Genomic DNA, 21,648 nt, shown 5'->3' with positions numbered 1-21,648 from the left:
AATACAGTAGAACAACTGAGAATGAGTTCCACTTACAGGTGTAAATGAAATGAATGAAGCAAATGATTTATATGAACATAAATACTCTGCAGATCGATTCAAAGAAGAATTAGCAGAGATTCATCTCTCCCTGACGGACGAACAGGTCAAAAAGTTTATGCTTACATATGAGATGCTTGTTGAAACAAACAAGGTGATGAACCTTACAGCAATCACAGATTTCGACGACGTGATTACAAAGCATTTCATCGATAGTCTCTCTCTTGTCCGGATCAAAAAGATCAGAGATGAACTAGTCAACGGTAAAGATTTAAAGGTAATCGATATGGGGACGGGTGCCGGATTTCCGGGAATTCCTCTCGCAATCGCTTTTCCAAATGTGAAGTTTGTACTGGTCGATGCACTTCTGAAGAGAGTAAAGTATCTGACCGCTTTGATTGAAAAAATAAATCTGACAAACGTAACCGTCCTGCAGAAAAGAGCCGAGGATATCGGACGAGATCCGATGCACAGAGAACAGTATGATATTGCAGTATCCAGAGCAGTTGCAAACCTTTCTCCTCTTTGTGAATATTGCTTGCCGCTTGTAAAGGTAAACGGAGACTTCATTGCTTACAAGTCAAATAAAGCGGAAGAAGAAATCGCAACATCCAGAAGAGCAATAACTACACTCGGAGGTAAAATAGCCGGGACAGAAACGTTCCTTATGAACAATCCGTCAGACAACGAAAAAATAGAACGGACTCTCATTGACATTAAAAAAGTCAAAAAGATACCCGCAACATATCCTCGAAAGGCAGGGACACCGACAAAAAAACCTTTATAGGATCTCAAAGATTCAGAGTCAGATATAAACTCTTACAGACTGAATATTAGAGATAATACAAGCTCTGATCAAACAAATGCATAGCATAATCATAAACGTATCGTAATCATAAATGTTCCACGTGAAACATCATGAACGAATTTATGTCTAAGACGTAAATCAACTGTCCGCGACATAAAAGATCAAGATGAATCACGTGGAATTTTTTACTCATATTTTATATAGTACGGCAAGAAAAAATTTTGAATCATTATTTCGATAATTTGATAGAAAGCAAATGCTTCATCTGAAATGTAATCACGAAATGGAGATAATGTTCCACGTGAAACATTAATGAGATATTTGTCCGTAGCCGAAATTCAGTAAAAAAGAGAACAATGCATATATCAGCGAAGTTCCATGTAAAATACGATGAGAATATACCACAGCAATCGTATGCTCACTCTGAATCGAAATTAAGAAATACAGGGAAATGTTCCACGTGAAACATTAGTATTCTTTAGAGCGTGTTGAACATAATACAATTTGAAAATAAACAGATGTTTCACGTGAAACATCTACCGATTATTTTTGAAAAATGGTATAATCAATCTGTTGTTTCTTTATTAAAGTCTTAAACCGGACACAATATTTTTGATTGAAAGGAAGAATAAATCACTTGAGCAGAGTAATCGCTATTGCAAATCAGAAAGGTGGTGTCGGGAAGTCCACCACCGCCATTAATCTCTCTGCGTCTCTTGCCGAACTTGGCAGAAAAGTGCTTTTAATCGACATGGACCCGCAGGGAAATACTACCAGCGGAGTCGGAATCGACAAGCAGGAAATTGAAAATACAGTCTATGATCTCCTGCTCGGAGAATGCTCGATTGAAGACTGTATGATTAAGCTGAAGTATAAGAAAAATGATGAAATCAAAAAATATTTTCTTCTGCCTTCAAATGTAGATCTGGCGGGTGCAGATATTGAATTGATTGAGACAGAAAATAAGGAGTATCTTCTCAGAGATAAAATCGCACCAGAACGGGAAAATTATGATTTTATCATTATTGACTGTCCGCCTTCTCTGAATCTGCTGACGGTCAATGCGCTTACTACTGCCGACAGCGTTCTTATACCGATTCAGTGTGAGTATTATGCGCTGGAGGGACTGGCACAGCTTTTATATACGATCAATCTGGTACAGGAGAGATTAAATGATAAGTTGACGATCGAAGGCGTTGTATTTACAATGTATGACTCAAGAACAAAGCTTTCCGGTCAGGTAATTGATGATGTAAAAGAAAATCTGGATGCTCACATATTTAAGAGCATCATACCCAGGAATGTACGTCTGGCGGAGGCACCGAGCTATGGCCTTCCGATTAATATTTATGCCAGAAAATCAGAAGGAGCAAAAGCCTATCGTAAGCTTGCAAAAGAATTGGTCAAGAAGGGAAAAGTTGAGTAATGGGATCGGGAAGAGGTTTAAATAAGAAAAGAGGATTAGAGTCTCTGATTCCTCACAAAATTGACAATGAGGAAGAACAGGAAAAAGAACGGGAAAAAGAGGCTGGGCCGCGTAACCATAAAAGCATATCAAAATCACCATCGTCAGACAGTACTGAAAATGCTGGAAATGACATCGTTGAAAATGGCAGAAGCAATGATGACGCAGACAATATCACAAACGTTTCGACGGAATTCATGTCTGGCAGCGCATCGTTAAAGGCAGGCAATTCATCCGATAGCGTTCCGGATAATACCAGACATTCCTCAGATCCACCAGCAGCATCAAAAAATATTTCCGAAGAATCTGCAGAAAACCGTGTGATTACGGTACCGCTGACCGAGGTTGTTCCCAATCAGGATCAGCCGCGTAAGGACTTCAAGGAAGAGGCAATCCACGAGCTGGCCGATTCCATACGGCAGTACGGAGTTTTGCAGCCGCTTCTTGTTCAGAAGAAGGACAAGTATTACGTCATCGTTGCGGGAGAAAGAAGATGGCGAGCGGCAAAAGAAGCAGGATTGAAGGAAGTTCCTGTAATATTGAAAAACTTTGATGATCAGGAGCAGATGGAGATCTCTCTGATTGAAAATATTCAGCGGGAAGATCTGAATGCAATCGAAGAAGCAGAAGCTTATCGAAGACTCATCGACGAATTCCATCTGACACAGGATGAAGTGGCGGTAAAAGTAGGAAAAAGCAGATCAACAGTCACAAATTCTCTGCGACTTCTGAAGCTTGCAAAACCTGTGAGATATCTTTTGCTGAATGGGGACATCACCATGGGACACGCAAGAGCGCTCCTCGCAATCGAGAATGAAGAAGCGCAGATCAATGCGTCTCATCAGGTGATTCAGAAAAAAATGAGTGTGCGTGAAACGGAAAAACTTGTGAAGAGTATTTTGAACCCGAGAAAACAGCGCACAAAGCCGGAGATGGATGAGCAGACAGCACTTGCATATAAATCCATCGAGGAAAATCTCCAGAAACTGGTGGGAAGTAAAGTACAGATTAAGCCACAGGGAGACAGAGGGAAAATCGAAATTGAATATTATTCGCAGGAAGAACTGGAAAGAATCATTGATATGATCGGCTGAACGAGGGCGCAGGAAGGAAGTATAAATAATGAAAACTCTATTCGGGAGCACAGCAGCCGGAATCATAATTATTATCCTTGCAGTAGCCGTGGTGCTGCTCGCGGTTACACTGGCACAGACAAACAGGAGACTCAACCATCTGTCAAGAAAGTACCGGATTTTCATGAAGGGAAATGATGGAAAATCGGTAGAAAAGGCGATGGCATCAAAGATAAAGGCACTCGACAAGCTGGACAGCAGACAGGCGGAGAATGCGTCGTCGTTGAAGCACCTGCAAAAAATATACGATAAATCGCTGACAAAATACGGAATTGTGAAGTATGACGCATTCGAGGATGTAGGGGGTAAGATGAGCTTTGCGCTCGCAATGCTCGATTCGGAGAATAGCGGATTTGTACTGAACGCCATCCACAGCCGGGATAATTGCTATCTCTATATCAAGGAAATCGTAAAAGGAGAATCCTATATCATGCTGAGTGATGAGGAAGTAGAGGCACTGCGGACCGCATATCATTATGGTGAGGAGAATATTCAGTAGATGCCCATACGATACATTGTGCCACATACTGTATAAGCCCCCGCGTCACTTCGCTGCTTCGCGGCTTCCGTGCCGCTAACAGGTGACCGACTTCGTCGGTCTGTCGCGGCGTTCTCCCCACCGCTTCACACTTTGTGTGAGCGGATGTGGCTCACTGCCCGCGCATATTCGCATTCCCGCGTTGCTTCGCACCGCTCCATGCTCATACCTGTTGTTGTTGCTAATGTTCTTGCCCACTGGTGAGCAAGCTCACTGTGGGCCAAGAACATTGCGACTGGACTTATACAGTAACCATCATACGATAAATCGTGCCACATACTGTATAAGCTACGGATTGCTCCGTGCTTCGCACTCCCGCAATCCTACAGGTATTCGCGTTTTCGCCGTGTTTCACACGGCTTCACGCTCATACCTGTTGCCTTCGAAATCGCATACAGTCTCTTACACACGCTTCGCGCGTGACGATCCTGTCTGCGTTTTCGAAGAGCTTATACAGTAACTTGCAAATTCATGAGTGATATTATATAGTATTCAAAGCAGAATCAGGAGGAAGAAATCATGATTGATATTAAGTTTCTGAGAGAAAATCCAGAAGTAGTAAAACAGAACATCCGCAACAAATTCCAGGACAGAAAACTTCCGATGGTTGATGAAGTCATCGAGTTTGATAAAGAGAGAAGAGAACTTCTTCAGGAGAAGGAAGCGCTTCAGGCTGAGCGCAATAAGATTTCCAAGGAAATCGGAAAGCTGATGGGTCAGGGGAAAAAGGATGAAGCAATGGCAATCAAGGCAAAGGTTGCTGATACGGGAAAGAGAATTGCCGAGCTTGAAGACCGTCAGAAGGTTGTGGACGAGGAAATCAAGAAGAGAATGATGGTCATTCCCAATATCATCGATCCTTCCGTCCCGATCGGAAAAGATGACAGCGAGAATGTAGAAATTGAGAGATTCGGTGAGCCGAAGGTTCCGGATTTCGAGGTTCCTTACCACACGGATATTATGGAATCCTTTGACGGAATCGATATGGATGCGGCAGGACGCGTTGCCGGAAACGGATTCTATTATCTGCTCGGAGACATTGCAAGGCTTCATTCCGCAGTTCTGTCTTACGGACGTGATTTTATGATCAACCGCGGATTTACCTATGTAATTCCTCCATATATGATCCGCAGCGCGGTAGTAGACGGTGTTATGAGCTTCGATGAGATGGATTCGATGATGTACAAGATCGAGGGAGAGGATCTGTATCTGATTGGAACCTCAGAACATTCCATGATCGGACGTTTCATCGATCAGATCATCCCGGAACAGAAGCTTCCGCTTACGCTTACCAGTTATTCCCCGTGTTTCCGCAAGGAGAAGGGTGCGCATGGAATCGAAGAGCGAGGCGTATACCGGATTCATCAGTTTGAAAAGCAGGAAATGATCGTTGTCTGCAAGCCGGAGGAGAGCATGGACTGGTACAACAAGCTGTGGAAGAACACGGTTGACTTCTTCCGCTCCATGGATATTCCGGTCCGCACACTGGAATGCTGCTCCGGAGATCTTGCGGATCTCAAAGTAAAGTCCTGCGATGTAGAGGCCTGGTCTCCACGTCAGAAGAAATACTTTGAAGTAGGAAGCTGTTCCAACCTCGGAGACGCTCAGGCGAGAAGACTGAGAATCCGCGTTCAGGGAGAGGACGGACAGAAATATCTCGCCAATACCCTGAACAATACTTGTGTCGCACCGCCGCGTATGCTGATCGCATTCCTTGAGAATAATCTGAATGCAGACGGTACAGTATCGATTCCGGAGCCGCTTCGTCCGTATATGGGTGGAAAGGACAAGCTTGTCCCAAGAAAATCCTGCCTGGAAAAATAATGGAACGAAACGGAAGCCATGAGGAAATCCACATGGACAGATCTGTCGTTTCAAAAAAATATTGAGAGGAGTTGCCTATGCATAAATTCCTCAGATCAATCGGTTTCAGCAGATTACATGAGCTTGACGATCTCGGACGCCTGATTCAGGATGTCCTCGTTCACTATGATTTCAAAAAAACAGCAGTGGATGAAGAAGGTCACCTTTTTGCAGAAATATCAAAGGAATTTGCTACAGACATGGGCGTGACCGTGTGCGGCACCTACGACAATGAAAACTTATTCCATATGGAATATCTGTTCCCGTTTTTCTGGGGATCGCAGGTCACCTCGTATGAGCAGATTGCCGTTGAACGCCATCTGGCCACAGAGTCGTTTGCCGGGGCCTGTGACGATATGAGAGTCGGCACGACACTGATTTTTTATGTGTCCAATGCAGGTGAATATATCAGCATGTGTGGCGGCGGACAGTTAAATGACACGACAACCTCGGTTTCCCTTTCTGCACTTGCGGAAAACGGCACGGTACTGTTCCCTGTAAGGAAAGAACAGAAAGCGCTTCCCGTGGACCGGAAGAAACTGGAGGAGCGCAGTTCACTGTTCAACGCGGCACAGAACGGCGATGAAGACGCAATTGAGAGCCTGACGATGGAGGATTACGATACCTATACCATGCTCTCGCACAGGGTACAGAATGAGGATATCTACACCATTGTTGATTCCTATTTCATGCCTTATGGTATGGAATGTGACCTGTACAATATCATGGGCGACATCACGAGCTGTGAGGAAGTCAGAAATCACGCAACCGGCGAAAAGGTGTACCAGATCGGTGTTATCTGCAATGACGTCCCTCTGGATGTCTGCATTAACGAAAAGGATCTGACGGGAGAACCGGAAGTCGGACGAAGATTGAAAGCAATAATCTGGCTTCAGGGAAGGTTGAATTTTTAATCAAAATGAGGTATAATGATATCTGTTCGTCTGAGCAGATATCATTATATATTTGTTTCTGTAGCTCAGCAGGATAGAGCGTCCGCCTCCTAAGCGGAAGGCCGGCGGTTCGAATCCGCCCAGGAACGTTACTCGTAAAGGCGTGGAAGAATTCATTTGAAATTCTCCCATGCTTTTTTATTTCATCTAATGAATTCGGGGTTCGATTAGAGGACTGCTAATAAAACAGGCGGTTTTTCTAACGGGCAAAATCAGGCTCAGACAGCCGCTCTGCTAAAAATGGCGTAAGGTTCCCTGATTACCGTTGTATGTATGTGTTTTTCTGTTGAAAACGCATTGATTCCGCCGGAAAGGATCGGAAAATAAAGATAGGCAGCTTATGTTCTGCAGGCGGATTACTAATCGCGTTAGATGAGACTCGCAGGAAAAATTAGATTTCTAAAATCAAACGCCGGAATTAGATCAGGCAACAGAATATCGATATCTTACATAGCCCCGCAGTGTCAAAATCACTGCGGGGCTTTTGGTGCGCCCGGCGGCGCACGTTTCTAAGTATGGCGGGCATGCCGCCGGTCTGTGGTGAAAGTCCACGTGGGGCGTAGTTGCCAACGAACCCCAAAGCGACTCCCAAGGTTTGCATCGTGAGGTGTAGGCGAGAAGAAGGGATAGCGAAATCGTAGCCTGACAAACAGAAACCTGATATTAAGGCGTTTGCGGCGGACTAGCTGGCTTAGAGCAGTGAAATCCAAAAGGCAACCGTAACCCGTAGGCGTAGATCAGGCAGGTAGACGAGGAAAGAATGGCAGGCTTATCCCGCGAGATCTCACAGGCGGTTTCATTTGCCGTAGTAACAACGAACTGTGAGAAGTCAGCAGAAGCCGTAGTAGGTAATGTTCTGAAATGGGCGTTGCCAAAGGGCTGAACAATGTAACCGTGTAATCAAATGTATGCTCCATGGAATACCTGACAGCGGAAAAGGTGAAACGTAAATGAGCAGGTACCGCACAACCTAAGGCAAATCCATGGGAACGGAAAGGAGAGAGCACACAAGGCAATGTCAGAACTGTTGGAAAAGATACTGTCCAACGACAACATGAACGCCGCATACAAGAGAGTCTGCGCCAATAAAGGAGCAGGTGGTGTAGATGACGTGACTGTAGACGAACTCGGCGATTATATCAAAGAGAATTGGAACAGTATCAGAGAGCAAATCAGGCAGAGGGAGTACAACCCCCAACCGGTCAGGCGGGTAGAAATACCCAAGCCAAACGGTGGAGTGAGAAAACTCGGTATTCCGACCGTAATGGACAGGGTAATTCAGCAAGGCATTGTGCAGGTGATAAGCCCCATGTGCGAGCCTTTGTTTTCGGAATGGAGTTATGGCTTCAGACCAAACAGAAGCTGTGAAATGGCAATCAGACAACTGCTTGTTTATCTGAATGAGGGCTACGAGTGGATAGTTGATATCGACTTGGAAAAATTCTTTGACAACGTACCGCAGGACAAGCTCATGAGCCTTGTCCACAACATCATCAATGATGGCGACGCGGAGTCACTTATTCGCAAATACCTCAAAGCAGGAGTTATGACACCACAGGGTTACGAGGAAACAAAACTCGGAACCCCGCAGGGCGGAAATCTGTCACCACTACTGTCGAATATCATGTTGAATGAACTGGACAAGGAACTTGAAACGAGAGAACTCCGCTTTACAAGATACGCTGATGACTGCGTTATCGCTGTCAGAAGCGAAGCGAGTGCAAAGCGAGTCATGCGGACGGTGACGGAATGGATACAAAGGAAACTTGGGTTAAAGGTTAACATGACCAAAACCCACATCACAAGACCGCAGAAACTTAAATATCTTGGCTTTGGATTTTACAAGGACAAAAATGTATTAGAGTGGAAATGCAGACCGCATCAGGACTCGGTTACTAAGTTCAAACGAAAGCTTAAAGAACTGACTTGTAGGAAGATGCCTGGAACTGTTACAGGTAAGATTACGAAAATCAACCAGGTAACAAGAGGGTGGATAAACTATTACGCTCTCGGCTCTATGACGACAGCAATGGCTAAGGTTGACGCACATTTAAGGACGAGACTTCGGGTAATTATATGGAAGCAATGGAAAGTACCGAAGAAACGCCAATGGGGATTGCAGAAGTTAGGTGTGAATAAAAACATTGCACGGCTTACATCGTATTGCGGCGATCGCTATCAATGGGTCGTCACGAAAACGTGTGTAGTCAGAGCAATTTTCAAAGAGGTGCTTGCCAAGGCAGGTCTCATCAGCTGCCTTGATTACTATAATGAGCGTCATGCTTTGAAGTTATGTTGAACCGCCGTATGCCGAACGGCACGTACGGTGGTGTGAGAGGGCGGTTAAATCCGCCCTACTCGATCCGGTGAAAGTCCGGAATCCGCCTGGTGGTGGGAAGGATATAGCCGAAGGCAAGGGTGTCCATCGTGAGGTGGAATCCGAAGGAAGCCGGTTTCGGGGAATATACTAACCCGAGGGCAAACCTCTGGCCTGGCGTACAGAAATCTCATAGATACAGCAAAAAAATTCCTGGAGGAGCATCGGGAAGAAATCACACTGCACAAGGCAGCAAAGCAGGTTTTTGATACTCTGGAGCTTCAGAAGATTCCGAGGATAAAGGAACTGAGCAAGGAATATGCGGAGGTACTGGCGGAGAAAAAGCAGCTTTATCATGAATACCGGAAAGTAAAAGATGAAGTGCAGGAGCTGCTCATCGCACAGAAAAAACGTTGCGTCTCTGTATGATGCGGAGCGGAAGGAGGAAGCACAAAGGCAGAGGCAGCAGGAACAAAGTCATTAAGGAAGGAAAAACTATGGGACCCGGACGTCAGGATTTCCTGTACCGTCCGGGTTCTGCTTTTCAGCGTTTCGCAGAAACGCGCAGCCATCACGGAGTGATGATCCGTAAGGGTTTGGGAGTATCCCAACAAGCCATTTCCGCGGAAGCGGAAATGTGTTCCCAGGGCCAGAGTTGGCCAAGGGAACATTGCTTGCCAGCTTGTGAGGTGACCAATATTTTGAGCAGAAGAATATGGCAAAGTGATTGATAATATTCCAGGATATGATTAGAATGAAACTATAATTCCCAGATTTATATCGAAATTATTAAGAACCAGTTGCTTAAAGAAATTAAACCTATGAAGTATTTGTCTGTTAAGCAAATCTCGGAAAAATGGGGCATTTCTGTCCGGAGAGTAAACATCCTTTGCTCAGAAAAGAGAATTCCAGGCGCTACAAAGATCGGTTTCTACTGGGCGATCCCAGCGGATGCAGAAAAACCTCGCGATGCAAGAATCAAGAGTGGGAAATATATCAAGTTAAAATAACGCAATCAGGACTGGATAAATAGTCCTGATTCAAATACGCATGTATGAAGGATCAAAGGATTGTGAGGAAAATGTATGTCACGGGCGGATAAATATAGCAATTATAATTTCATAGATTTGTTTGCAGGGGCGGGAGGCCTGTCCGAGGGGTTCCTTCAGGCGGGCTTCCGTCCGGTTGCCCATGTCGAGATGAACGAGTACGCTGCGAAGACGCTCGAAACCCGCAGCGCATACTACTACCTGAAGAACTCGGGCAACCTGGCACTATACAGGAAATACCTCTCTGGAGATATCAGCCGCGATGAGCTCATGAAGATGATTCCCGCCTCCGTGACAAAGACAGTCATCAACGAGACGCTGTCGGACGAAACGCTCCCCGCCGTTTTCAAGACCATCGACGGCATAATGAAGTTACGCGGAATCAGGAAGATAGACGTGATTGTCGGCGGCCCGCCGTGCCAGGCATACTCCCTCGTCGGCAGAGCCCAGAGCAGCCACATGGAGACTCCGATGGAGGACGACCCGCGCAACTACCTGTACAAGCTTTACGCGCGATTCCTCAAGAAATACCAGCCGCGTATGTTCGTGTTCGAGAATGTGACAGGCATCGAATCCGCACAGGGCGGCGCAATCTGGAAGAACCTGCAGAAATATCTCAAGAGGGTCGGATACGAGATTGAGTGCCGGGAGCAGAACGCGCATACATTCGGTGTGCTCCAGAACAGACGGAGGATGATCATCGTCGGCTGGCTCAAGAACAGCGGCTTGGCATATCCGGATTTCATCGAAAAGGAAGCGAATGCCGTGGTGAACGACCTGTTCACAGATCTCCCTGAACTTCATCCGGGGGAAAGCAACAACACCTACTCGAAGAAAAAGCCGAGCAGATACGTGATCGAAACCGGTATACGCACGAAGGACGATGTCCTGACCCTGCAGAACTGCCGGCCGAACATCGAGCGTGACATAAGAATATACGAGAGAGCCATAGAACTGTGGAATGACGGTCACAGGCGTCTCAACTACAACGACCTGCCCGAGGAACTGAAGACGCACAAGAACCGCCATTCCTTCACCGACCGCTTCAAGGTCGTCGAGGGTGATGAACAATGCTGCCACACGATACTGGCTCACCTTTCCAAGGACGGCCACTACTTCATCCATCCGGACATCAGCCAGCATCGTTCCATCACTGTACGTGAAGCGGCGCGCATACAGTCATTCCCCGACAGCTATTACTTCGAGGGACCACGCACGTCACAGTTCGTGCAGATCGGGAACGCCGTGCCTCCTCTGATGGCAAGGGGCATCGCCGAGGGTATTTTTGCACAGCTTAACGGGGAGGATGCCCATGGACAGCCGTGAAAGCGGAAACCTGCTCCTCGAGCAGTATGGAAGATTCAAACGAATGGAACTGAAAAAGTCGCCGTTTCATTTCCTTCTTGCGTCCGAGTCCCATATCGATCCGAACCCTCACCAGATCAACGCATTCTGCGCCGCCATCGACGCGATGAAGACGGGCGGCATGGTGCTTGCCGACGAAGTAGGACTTGGAAAGACAATCGAGGCGGGCCTCGTCCTGCGCTACATGCTGGAATCCGGAGCGAAAAAGGTACTGATAGCGCTTCCCGCATCCCTCCGCAAGCAGTGGGAGCTGGAACTTGAGGATAAATTCGACCTGAGTTCTGTGATTCTGGACAGGCTCACGGTCGAGCATGACGCGAAGAACTGGCACAGGAAGCTCGCAGACAGACAAGGTGTCATGATTGTGATTACTTCCTATGACTACTCATCGAAACTGATGAAGCGGTTCCCGGATGTGAAATGGGACTTTCTCATCATCGATGAGGCCCACAATCTGCGCAACCTTAACAGCACAAAGCGTGCGAAACGGCTGTACGCTCTTTCAGGTGGGATACCGAAGATCCTTCTGACAGCAACGCCTCTGCAGAACTCACTTATGGACCTGTATGGGCTGATTTCTTTCATCGATCCGAGGATCTTCGGATCTGAGCAGGTGTTCCGGCAACGATATATGAAGGATGAGGACTACGACGACCTCAAGCGCGAACTCACACCTGTGCTTTACAGGACCCTGCGAAAAGACGTGGCGGACTACATACATTTCGTGAAGAGGATCTGCAGAACTGTTGACTTTGAACTGTCGCCTGATGAGATCGAACTATATGAACGGGTCAACCTGTTCCTCAAGAGGGATGTCCTTTACTCCATACCGGCATCCAACCGTGGGCTGATTATCCTCGTCATCCGCAAGCTCATGGCCTCATCCAGCTTCGCCCTGGTCGAGACCTTCGAAGTGTTGAAGAAGCGGCTCGAGAAACTGTATGAGGGCACGAGATCGGCTGATGCGCAGGAGGGATTCGACCTGTTCTGGAGTTTTGTCGAGGACGAGATTGATGAATCCGGCTTCGAGGAAACCGAGGACGAGGACACTGCCGCGCAGAAGGCATACATCCAGGAGGAACTGGATGAGGTCAAAGCTATCATTGACGTGGCAAAACGCATAAAGACGAACTCCAAGATTTCTGCACTCAGGAAGGCACTCGAAATCGGATTTTCTTACCAACGGGAGAATGGCATAGCTCAGAAGGCTGTTGTGTTCACCGAGTCAAAGCGGACGCAGAAATACATTGCCGCGGAGCTCAGAAAATCCGGATACAGCGAGGATGACATCCTTCTGTTCAATGGAGACTTCGATGACACGATGACAAAGGAAATCTACCGGGCATGGCAGGTGAAGAACTTCGGGAACGCGAACTATGGCAGGAGCGTCGAATACAAGCACGCCATCGTCGACTATTTCAAGGAACACGCGAAGATATTGATCTGCACGGACGCCGGCTCGGAAGGCCTGAACCTCCAGTTCTGCAACACGGTCATCAACTACGACCTGCCCTGGAACCCGATGAAGATCGAGCAGCGGATCGGTCGCTGCCACCGCTACGGGCAGCAGAACGACGTGGTCGCCATCAACCTGCTGAATACGCAGAACGAGGCCGACAAGCGCGTCTACGAGATACTGTCGAAGAAGTTCGAACTGTTCGAGGGCGTGTTCGGCGTTTCCGACATTGCACTCGGCGCACTGGAATCTGGTACGAACTTCGAGAAGATGGTGCTTGACATCTACCAGTCCTGCAACACGACCACTGAATTCAGAAAGGCGTTCGACAAGCTGGACAGGAAACTGAACGCGAAACGCGATAAAAACGCGCGCAAGCTCCGTTCCATCCTGATTACGGAAAGTAGTGGCGCGAAGAAACAGGCACTCGAAGGCACAAGGAAGGATATAGATCACTACCTTCAGGAAGTCGACTACTGGGACAAGGTTGCCGAGCCAGAGGTATTCAGCGATATTCAGTACTGGAAGGTCGACGACTGGGGTGAACAGACCATCGGCGCACACGGATATCTGTTCCTCGGCGCAATGTGCAATAATGCCGACCTCCTGTTCCCCGTGCTGCTTCTCTGCGATCAGGAAGGAAAATACGTCGATTTCGAGGAGGACGACCTTGTGCCGGAACTTGAAAAAATCGACGATTCAACAGTACGGTACTTCAAACCGACCGACGATGAAAACACAATGTTCAGGAAAACCTACGGGAATCTCGTCACCGAAATGCTTGACAAACTCGACAGACAGACGGAACCCGTCAGGGAATATAACAGGCGAAAGATCGAGAACTGGATACGCATCCAGAACGAGCAACTCGTCGTGCAGTACCAGGAAATGAACACGGAAATCGAGGAACTCCGTGAAGAGGAGAAGGCCTCGAATAATTTCTATGAAAAGATAGATATCAGGAAAAAGGCGGACCAGAAACAGAAAAAGCTTGAGTTGTTCCAGGCTTCCTTCCATGAGCGAGGCAGTCGCTTCAGAGCAGACGGCGAGAGGGAAATTGCCGAGTTCAACAGAAGCCTCGAGATTGACAATCCCATCCTTCTGATCAGCGTTGTACTGAAGTTTTAGGAGATACAGATATGCAGAAAAAAGGAAAACTCGAGTTGACATGGGTCGGTAAATACGACGAGGAGAAGCCGGTTGAACCGCGAATTCTCATTGAGGATAAGGAAAAGTCTTATGGCGATCCTGCAAGTGAGAACATGCTGATCCATGGCGATAACCTGATTGCGCTCCAGGCATTGCAGCAGGACTTCGCCGGAAAGATCAAGTGCATATACATTGATCCCCCGTACAACACGGGGTATGCCTTTGCCCAGTACGATGACGGATTGGAGCATAGCTTATGGTTATCAATGATGAGATCCAGACTTTTTCTTTTACAGAGTCTGTTAAGTGATGAAGGATCAATATGGATTAGCATTGATGGTGATGAGGAAGCATATCTCAAAGTTTTATGTGATGAGGTTTTCAGCAGAGAAAATTATATTGCCACCATAGTTTGGCAGAAAAGAACATCTCCAGACATGCGAGCAGTTATAAGCGATGGACACGAATATATACTGGTATACGCGAAAGATCACGACATTTTCAAGAAAGTAAGAAATAAATTGCCGCTTAGTGAAGAACAAGCAAAAAATTATTCAAATCCCGATGACGATCCCAGAGGGCCATGGACTTCAGCAGACTATACAGCACAAGGTTTCCGACCAAATCAGATGTATACAATAACGACTCCTGGTGGAAAACAATACGCTCCACCAGATGGAAAATGCTGGAAAAATGTAGAATCTGTTTTTAACGAGCAGGTTGCAGATGGACGCATATGGTTTGGATCTGACGGTTGCGGTATGCCTCGTAGAAAGACATTTTTATCGGAGCATGAGGGGGTTATCCCGTGGACTTGGTGGACAAATAAAGAAGTTGGGCATACTCAAGAGGCAAAAAAAGAAAGTATCAAATTATTTGGTGCAAACGACGTCTTTGACACGCCTAAGCCAGAAAGACTTTTACAAAGAATAATTCATATTGCCAGCAATGAAGGAGATCTTGTATTGGATTCTTTTTTAGGAAGCGCTACTACTACCGCAGTTGCTCATAAAATGGGTCGCAGATGGATAGGGATAGAACTTGAAAATAGTGCGTATACACATTGCAAACCAAGAATGGATAAGGTCATAGATGGTGAACAAGGTGGAATTTCAAAAGCCGTGGGCTGGCAGGGTGGCGGCGGCTACCACTTTTATGAGCTTGCTCCGAGCCTTCTGGTGAAGAATGACAAGCTGCCTGTTTACCAGATCAATCCAACGTACACTTTTGACATGCTCTGCGAGGCCATCTGTAAAATTGAGGGCTTCAAATATAAGAAGCAGGATGTATTCTGCGGGTACTCTTCCGAGAAGCGGTTTATCCATGTGACCACGGAGTTCGTGAATGCGGAGTACATCCGCTTCCTGTCGCAGCATCTCGACGAGGGGCAGTCTCTCCTGATCTACGCCACGAAGATCCAGTCGGACATGATCCTGCCGGACAACATCGAGGTGAAGAAGATCCCGAGGGATCTCCTGGGCAAGTGCAATTTTGAAAGTGAGGTGCGGTAAATGTCAGGAACGGTATCGAAAATCAAATACGCGATGAGCCTGAGAACGCCGCAGGAAGAGGCTCTGTCCTATCTTGACGCCATCAGCACCCACTGCGACTACAAGCGCGATAACAAGGAAACCATTGAGGCGGCGGCATCTGAATACAGCGAGAACAACAGGAAGGTCAGGACGAAGTTTGACTTCCCGTCTTTCTGCTACAACATGGCAACCGGCATCGGCAAGACGCGCCTGATGGGAGCCTGCATCTACTATCTGTATAAGACAAAGGGATACAAGCATTTCTTCATCCTCGCACCGGGAAACACCATCTATGACAAGCTGCGCAAGGAATCCAACCCTATGCACCCGAAGTACATCTTCAAGGGGCTGGAAGCTGAGATGGGCAGACCGAGGGTATGGGACGGCGAGAACTACGACCAGTACCCGGTGAAGTACGAGCAGGGCTCTCTCTTTGTTGATCAGATGTCAGAGATTCAGCTTTTCATCTTCAATATCGGGAAAATTTTCAACAGCAAGACCGACACGCAGTTCAACTTCCACAAGTTCAAGGAGACGCTCGGTGCTTCCTTTGCGGACGTGCTGGCACAGTTCGACGACCTTGTCATCTGCATGGACGAGGCACACCATTATTACGCACCAGCCTCCATGAAGGCCATTAATTACCTGAAACCCATTCTGGGACTGGAATTCACGGCTACGCCGAAATCTCCTTCAAACGTCATCTACTCCTATGACGTGGCACGCGGAGCAGCCGAAGGATATCTCAAGATTCCGGTCGTCATGGGACGCTCCAACATCGCCGGGTACAGCCAGGACGATATCGAAGAGATGAAGATCCGCGACGGACTCACACTGCACGAGCACAGGAAGACCGTTCTTCGGGAATACTGCGCTAACAATGAACTCGACTATGTGAAACCGATCGTACTTATAGCCTGCAAGGACACGGATCATGCGAAGAAAATCCGCGCCCTGATAGACAGCGATGATTTCATGAATGGAAAGTACAAGGGAAAAGTTATCGAGATCCACTCGAAGCAGACCGGCGAGGAATCCGAGGAGAACGTCCGGCTTCTTCTCTCCATCGAGAACGCGAAAAATCCCATCGAGATTGTTCTGCACGTCTACAAGCTGAAGGAAGGCTGGGATGTGAACAACCTGTTCACGATTATCCCGCTGAACGCAGCGAAGAGCGACATCCTCGCCATGCAGACCATTGGACGCGGCCTGCGCCTGCCCTTTGGCGAACAGACGGGAAACGAAGATCTTGATACGCTGGATATCGTGGCTCATGACCATTATCGTGAACTTGTCGATGAAATCAGAAGCAGTGATGTCTTCCGGTACCGGGATCTTGATAAGTCCGGAATTGAAGAAACAGAATCCGTGGATGTTTCAAGCACAGGAGATGACGGACAGCTTTCACTTTTCGATGATGCGATAACATCAGTCGGAGTCAAGTCCTTTGAACAGGTGCGTAATCCGCATACACAGCTTGAGATTTATCAGGCGTATGTGAAGAATTTCATGGCATCGCAACAGAAGCACAGTAAGTCTGATGATCCGAATCAGCTGAGTCTTTTTGACATAGAACCGGAAGCCATGCATATCGGAGCAAATTTTTCTTCAACAGAAACGTCTGCAGCCGAAGCCGCACCAGTTACCGGAAAAACACAAACCGGTAAAAGTCCGATGACACGGGAGGAGTTCACGAAGACAGTTATAGAGTACTCGGCGAAAGCCATCTCTGTACCGAAGATCCTCGTACAGACAACTTCAGAGGTTAAGTTCAATCGCTTTGAGGTGAAGCGAACCATACAGGACTTTGAGATAGCCACAGCAAAGATCGAGCGTTTCGACGCAATCAACCAGCATCTGCTGACAGTAGTAGACGCACAGGCACTCGAAGTAGAGGATGCCCGGAACACGCTGGCATGCATGCTGCTCGACTCCATCAGCGAGCTTTCCTACGATGATGCCGACTTCATCATTGATGTTGTGGAGCAATACCTCAACCAGATACCCGGCGACGAGGAGGAAAAGAAGAAAATCGTCCGCCGCTACGCCGGACTAATCGTGAACGATATAAAAAAACAGATTTACACACACATGGACAGAAAGACGCAGGACATCCATATAGTCCAGAAGGATCTCATCGTCTTCCGCAAGTTCGTGAAGAACGTGAAGAAAAATGGACAGGTGCGCTACGACAAGCCTTTTACTGACAGGAGCAACATCAAGAAGTACCTGTTCACCGGATATAAGAAGTCCTATTATCCGGCAAACGCCTTCGATAGCGATACGGAGCGACAGTTCTCTGTCATCCTTGAGGAAGATCCAGACGTGATCCGCTGGATCAAGCCTCCACTGAATCAGCTCGGTCTTTTCTGGAAAGCCGGACAGCAGTACAACCCTGATTTTCTCGTTGAGACGACAACCGGAAAATACATGGTCGAGGTGAAAGCTCTGAACGAAGTGAACAATGAGGAGGTCGTCTCCAAGGCGCGAGAGGGAATCCGCTGGTGCACCTTCGCCACAACGGCCGATCCCGACCACAAGACCTGGGAGTACCGTCTGATCTCCGATGACAACATTCATCCCGGCAACACCTGCAAGTACACGCTCGGAACAGCGCATCCGATAAAGGAGGAGGACTAATGGCTGACAAATCAAAGTATGCCGAGGTGCGGCAGAAAATCATAGATGCAATCAGAACCGACCTGATCGGTCCCCTCGAAACAGAGGAAGTGCTGAGCGAGAATCCGCGCTATGCCTACATTGTCGGCATGCTCGAACCGCAGCGTGACGAGAACGCGGCAGATGAGAACGAGCAGGAAATCGAAGCTGACATCGACTACGAAAAGAACGAGGACTTCACCGCCGGTGAAGATGACGACAACGAGCCGATTTCCACCACAAAGTTTCGGCTGCCGTCATCCATCGGCATCAGCTTCTACGTGGAAAGCAACCTCGACAGCATCTGCCTGGATGTGACTTGGGGCGACTATGTGAAGTCAATTGAAAAGTACGTCGACAAGGAAGAAAAGGAACGCAGCTGCCCGATCTACAAGAGAATCCCCGAGAGCGAAACCTTGAATGTGAAGTTCAGCGACTTCGGACGCACAAAGGACTACCCGCTCATAAAGGACTCGAACGTACACGTCCATGTATCCCGCATTCCGCTGAAGAACGGATACTCCCTCGTCACCGCCTATGTCGTGAATAAGAGGAGCAATCCATCCAGCGACGTCGAGGGACTCATGTTCCAGGTCGGGCTAAAGGCACACGCAGAAGACAGTTCCGCCGTATTCATCGCCGAACACATCTGCAGGGACGTTCTCTCCGATGACGAGTTCTATTTCGAACAGCGCCCGATCATGGGACGTGGCAGAGGCTGCGCTGCCGTATGGGGAAAGACTGAAAACGGACGCACGGATTATGTGGAAGCCGCATTCATCCCTGAATACGAATATCCCGGCGTCAGTGCCGTACTCAAAGGCTTCTCGCCCACATATTTCTCGACATGGCAGATGGCAGCGAAGGGTAAGAAAGCGGAAACCATACAGAAATTGAACACCCTCGCCGACTCGTACGAGAAGTGGATTAATGACACGCTTGCCGGGAACTCGAGGATGAGCAACCCGGAGTTCGCGGAGAAGGTTGGAAACACCGTCATCGGCCACTGCCGGGATGCCCTGCGCCGAATCCGCGAAGGCATCAGCATCATCGAGGCGGATGATATCTCCTTCGAGGCGTTCAGCTTCATGAACAGCGTGATCTACATGCAGAACAGCATCAAGAATTACGCAAAGAAGCATGGGCAGGGAATCGAATGCAACTTCAAGGACTTTGTCGACCCGAGAAAAAAGGAGAATGAGTTCGCCTGGAGACCGTTCCAGATTGCGTTCATCCTGATGAACTTGAAAGGAATTGTGTATCCGGAAGACCCGGAACGGGAAATCGTAGACCTGCTCTACTTCCCGACCGGCGGCGGAAAGACGGAAGCATACCTCGGACTCATGGCATTCACCATCGCCAACAGACGGCTCCGCGCCTCTGCGTCTGACAAATACAATCGCGACGGAGGCGTGACCATCATCCTTCGATACACGCTCCGCCTGCTGACAACACAGCAGCGTGACCGCATCACGAAAATGGTCGTTGCCGCGGAGCTTGTAAGACAGAAGAATTATCCGAAGTACGGTACGGAACCCATCAGCATCGGGTTCTGGGTAGGCGGAGGTGTGACTCCGAACAGATTTGATGACCTTGTAGAGAAGCCGGACAAGCCTTACGAAGCCAGAAATCAGAGGAATCTGATTTACAGGCAGCTCATTACCTGTCCGTTCTGCGGGAAACCACTCACAAAAGATGAGTTTGATATCGATACTGATAAAAAATCTGTGGAGATTCACTGCTCGGACGAACACTGTATGTTCTACAAATACAAGAATCCGGGAGAACGTGTTTCCATTCCGGTCTACCTGGTGGACGAGGAGATCTATGCGAAGTGTCCGACCATTATTTTGTCGACGGTCGACAAGTTTGCAAGGCTTCCGTGGGATGTGAACACGAACACCCTGTTCGGCCGCGTTGACCGCAAGTGCAGCCGCGACGGCTACATTGCCATCGGAGCGAAGCATCCGAAACACAGAAAGACAGCTGATCTGGAAGCAGCGACCATTGCTCCGGTGAAGCCATTCCTTCCACCGGAACTGATCATCCAGGACGAGCTGCACCTGATCACGGGACCGCTTGGAACCGTCTACGGTGCGTATGAAACCATCATTGAGGACATGTGTACGCACGACGGCATCAAGCCGAAATATGTGGTGTCCACTGCGACAATCAAGAACGCAGACAACCAGGCAAAGAGCCTGTACGCAAGGAAGAATACAACGCAGTTCCCGCCGAACGGCTTTGAGATCGGAGACAGCTTCTTCATACGAGAGATTCCGGTTGAAGAGGAACCGTTCAGAAAGTATGTCGGCATCTGCGCTCCGGGACAGTCTCTGAAGACCACCCTCCTGAGAACCTACGCCATCATCCTGCAGGACGTCTATAACCTGTCACAGCAGGAGGAATGGAAGGACGTCATAGATCCTTACTACAGCCTGATCGGATACTTCAACAGTATCCGTGAACTTGGCGGTGCGGTCAGACTTCTCCAGGACGATATCCCGAAGCGCATGTATGTGATCAGGAAGAAGTACAAGAATCTAAAACAGCGTTACCTGAATGCAGGCAATAACGTGGAGATCACCTCAAGAATGCCATCTTGGCAGATACCGGAGAAACTCAGTCAGCTCGAGACTCCATATACTTCCCGAGACTGCCTGGATACAGCCGTCGCGACAAACATGATCGCTGTCGGCATGGACGTGGACCGGCTCGGACTCATGGTGGTGGACGGTCAGCCGAAGCAGAACTCCGAGTACATTCAGGCGACCAGCCGAATCGGACGTGCGCATCCCGGTCTCGTCGTGACGCTGTACAACGCATACCGACCGCGAGACCTTTCGCATTACGAGAACTTCACCGGCTACCATTCACAGCTCTATCGCTTTGTGGAGGGAACGACAGCCACGCCGTTCTCCGCAAGAGCGCGCGACCGCGTACTGCATGCTCTCGTAATCTCTGCGATAAGACTGCTGTATCCGGAGATGGCAAACAACGAGGATGCAGCGGCAATAGGCTCCCTGAAGCCGGAGCAGATCAATGCGGTGAAGGAAATGATTCTCGACCGGATAAAGATCGTCAAGCCATCGGCAAGAGAAGACGCCGGTGACGAAATCGACCAGTTCATTGACTGGTGGAAACTCCAGGCGACGTCAGCCCAGGGCCGACCTCTCCGCTACTATGTCGTGGGCACTGAGAAATACAGCAGACTCATGAACGGATACGAGCAGCCTCATATTGAAAACGAGAAGCCTACACTGCGGTCGATGCGAGACGTTGAAAGCGCTGCAAACATGTACTACTACGAGACGGAGGAATAA

At 48.2% G+C, this 21,648-nt stretch carries 14 protein-coding genes and 1 tRNA gene; all 15 read left to right on the top strand.

Annotated features, from left to right (window positions below; all coding sequences use genetic code 11):
- Positions 1-49 precede the first annotated feature (49 nt).
- The 15 genes from rsmG (at position 50) to drmA (ending at position 21,648) form a co-directional block, all read left to right on the top strand.
- Positions 50-826, top strand: a complete 777-nt coding sequence (gene rsmG / locus ACTQ3A_RS09475; protein WP_441099340.1) for a 16S rRNA (guanine(527)-N(7))-methyltransferase RsmG — start codon at positions 50-52, stop codon at positions 824-826.
- Positions 827-1,484: 658 nt separating this feature from the next.
- The gene (locus tag ACTQ3A_RS09470) at positions 1,485-2,273 is read left to right on the top strand and encodes a ParA family protein (RefSeq protein ID WP_441099341.1); all 789 of its coding nucleotides are present in this window, start codon (positions 1,485-1,487) and stop codon (positions 2,271-2,273) included.
- A complete protein-coding gene (locus ACTQ3A_RS09465) occupies positions 2,273-3,406 on the top strand; it encodes a ParB/RepB/Spo0J family partition protein (RefSeq protein ID WP_441099342.1) in 1,134 nt (377 codons plus the stop codon). Before ACTQ3A_RS09470 ends, ACTQ3A_RS09465 begins: the two co-directional genes overlap by 1 nt.
- A gap of 28 nt (positions 3,407-3,434) precedes the next feature.
- Positions 3,435-3,944 carry a DUF4446 family protein gene (locus ACTQ3A_RS09460; protein ID WP_441099343.1) on the top strand — a complete coding sequence of 170 codons (510 nt, stop codon included), beginning with the start codon at positions 3,435-3,437 and terminating at the stop codon, positions 3,942-3,944.
- Between the two features lie 558 nt (positions 3,945-4,502).
- Positions 4,503-5,807, top strand: coding sequence for a serine--tRNA ligase (gene serS / locus ACTQ3A_RS09455; protein ID WP_441099344.1), 1,305 nt, complete (start codon positions 4,503-4,505; stop codon positions 5,805-5,807).
- 77 nt (positions 5,808-5,884) lie between these two features.
- On the top strand, positions 5,885-6,760 hold the full coding sequence (locus ACTQ3A_RS09450) for a DUF3881 family protein (RefSeq protein WP_441494691.1): 876 nt from the start codon (positions 5,885-5,887) through the stop codon (positions 6,758-6,760).
- Positions 6,761-6,814: 54 nt separating this feature from the next.
- Positions 6,815-6,888 (top strand) — tRNA-Arg (locus ACTQ3A_RS09445).
- Positions 6,889-7,559: 671 nt separating this feature from the next.
- Positions 7,560-7,682, top strand: a complete 123-nt coding sequence (locus ACTQ3A_RS09440; RefSeq protein ID WP_441494690.1) for a hypothetical protein — start codon at positions 7,560-7,562, stop codon at positions 7,680-7,682.
- Between the two features lie 132 nt (positions 7,683-7,814).
- The gene (gene ltrA, locus ACTQ3A_RS09435; protein ID WP_441494689.1) at positions 7,815-9,098 is read left to right on the top strand and encodes a group II intron reverse transcriptase/maturase; all 1,284 of its coding nucleotides are present in this window, start codon (positions 7,815-7,817) and stop codon (positions 9,096-9,098) included.
- Positions 9,099-9,937: 839 nt separating this feature from the next.
- Entirely contained in the window at positions 9,938-10,126 is a 189-nt protein-coding gene (locus ACTQ3A_RS09430) for a DNA-binding protein (RefSeq protein ID WP_441494688.1), read from the top strand.
- Between the two features lie 75 nt (positions 10,127-10,201).
- Positions 10,202-11,491, top strand: coding sequence for a DNA cytosine methyltransferase (locus ACTQ3A_RS09425; protein WP_441494687.1), 1,290 nt, complete (start codon positions 10,202-10,204; stop codon positions 11,489-11,491).
- The gene (drmD, locus tag ACTQ3A_RS09420) at positions 11,478-14,114 is read left to right on the top strand and encodes a DISARM system SNF2-like helicase DrmD (RefSeq protein ID WP_441494686.1); all 2,637 of its coding nucleotides are present in this window, start codon (positions 11,478-11,480) and stop codon (positions 14,112-14,114) included. The genes ACTQ3A_RS09425 and drmD overlap by 14 nt, the downstream gene beginning before the upstream one ends.
- 11 nt (positions 14,115-14,125) lie before the next feature.
- Positions 14,126-15,646 carry a site-specific DNA-methyltransferase gene (locus tag ACTQ3A_RS09415; protein WP_441494685.1) on the top strand — a complete coding sequence of 507 codons (1,521 nt, stop codon included), beginning with the start codon at positions 14,126-14,128 and terminating at the stop codon, positions 15,644-15,646.
- Positions 15,647-18,307, top strand: a complete 2,661-nt coding sequence (locus ACTQ3A_RS09410) for a DEAD/DEAH box helicase (RefSeq protein ID WP_441494684.1) — start codon at positions 15,647-15,649, stop codon at positions 18,305-18,307. It abuts the gene before it with no gap.
- The gene (gene drmA / locus ACTQ3A_RS09405) at positions 18,307-21,648 is read left to right on the top strand and encodes a DISARM system helicase DrmA (RefSeq protein ID WP_441494683.1); all 3,342 of its coding nucleotides are present in this window, start codon (positions 18,307-18,309) and stop codon (positions 21,646-21,648) included. The genes ACTQ3A_RS09410 and drmA overlap by 1 nt, the downstream gene beginning before the upstream one ends.

The sequence above is a fragment of the Bilifractor sp. LCP21S3_F8 genome (genome assembly GCF_052117805.1).
In the GTDB taxonomy this organism is placed as follows: Bacteria; Bacillota; Clostridia; order Lachnospirales; family Lachnospiraceae; genus Bilifractor.
The sequence above is the reverse complement of the archived record's forward strand: the minus strand, read 5'-3'. Positions and strand labels throughout refer to the sequence as shown.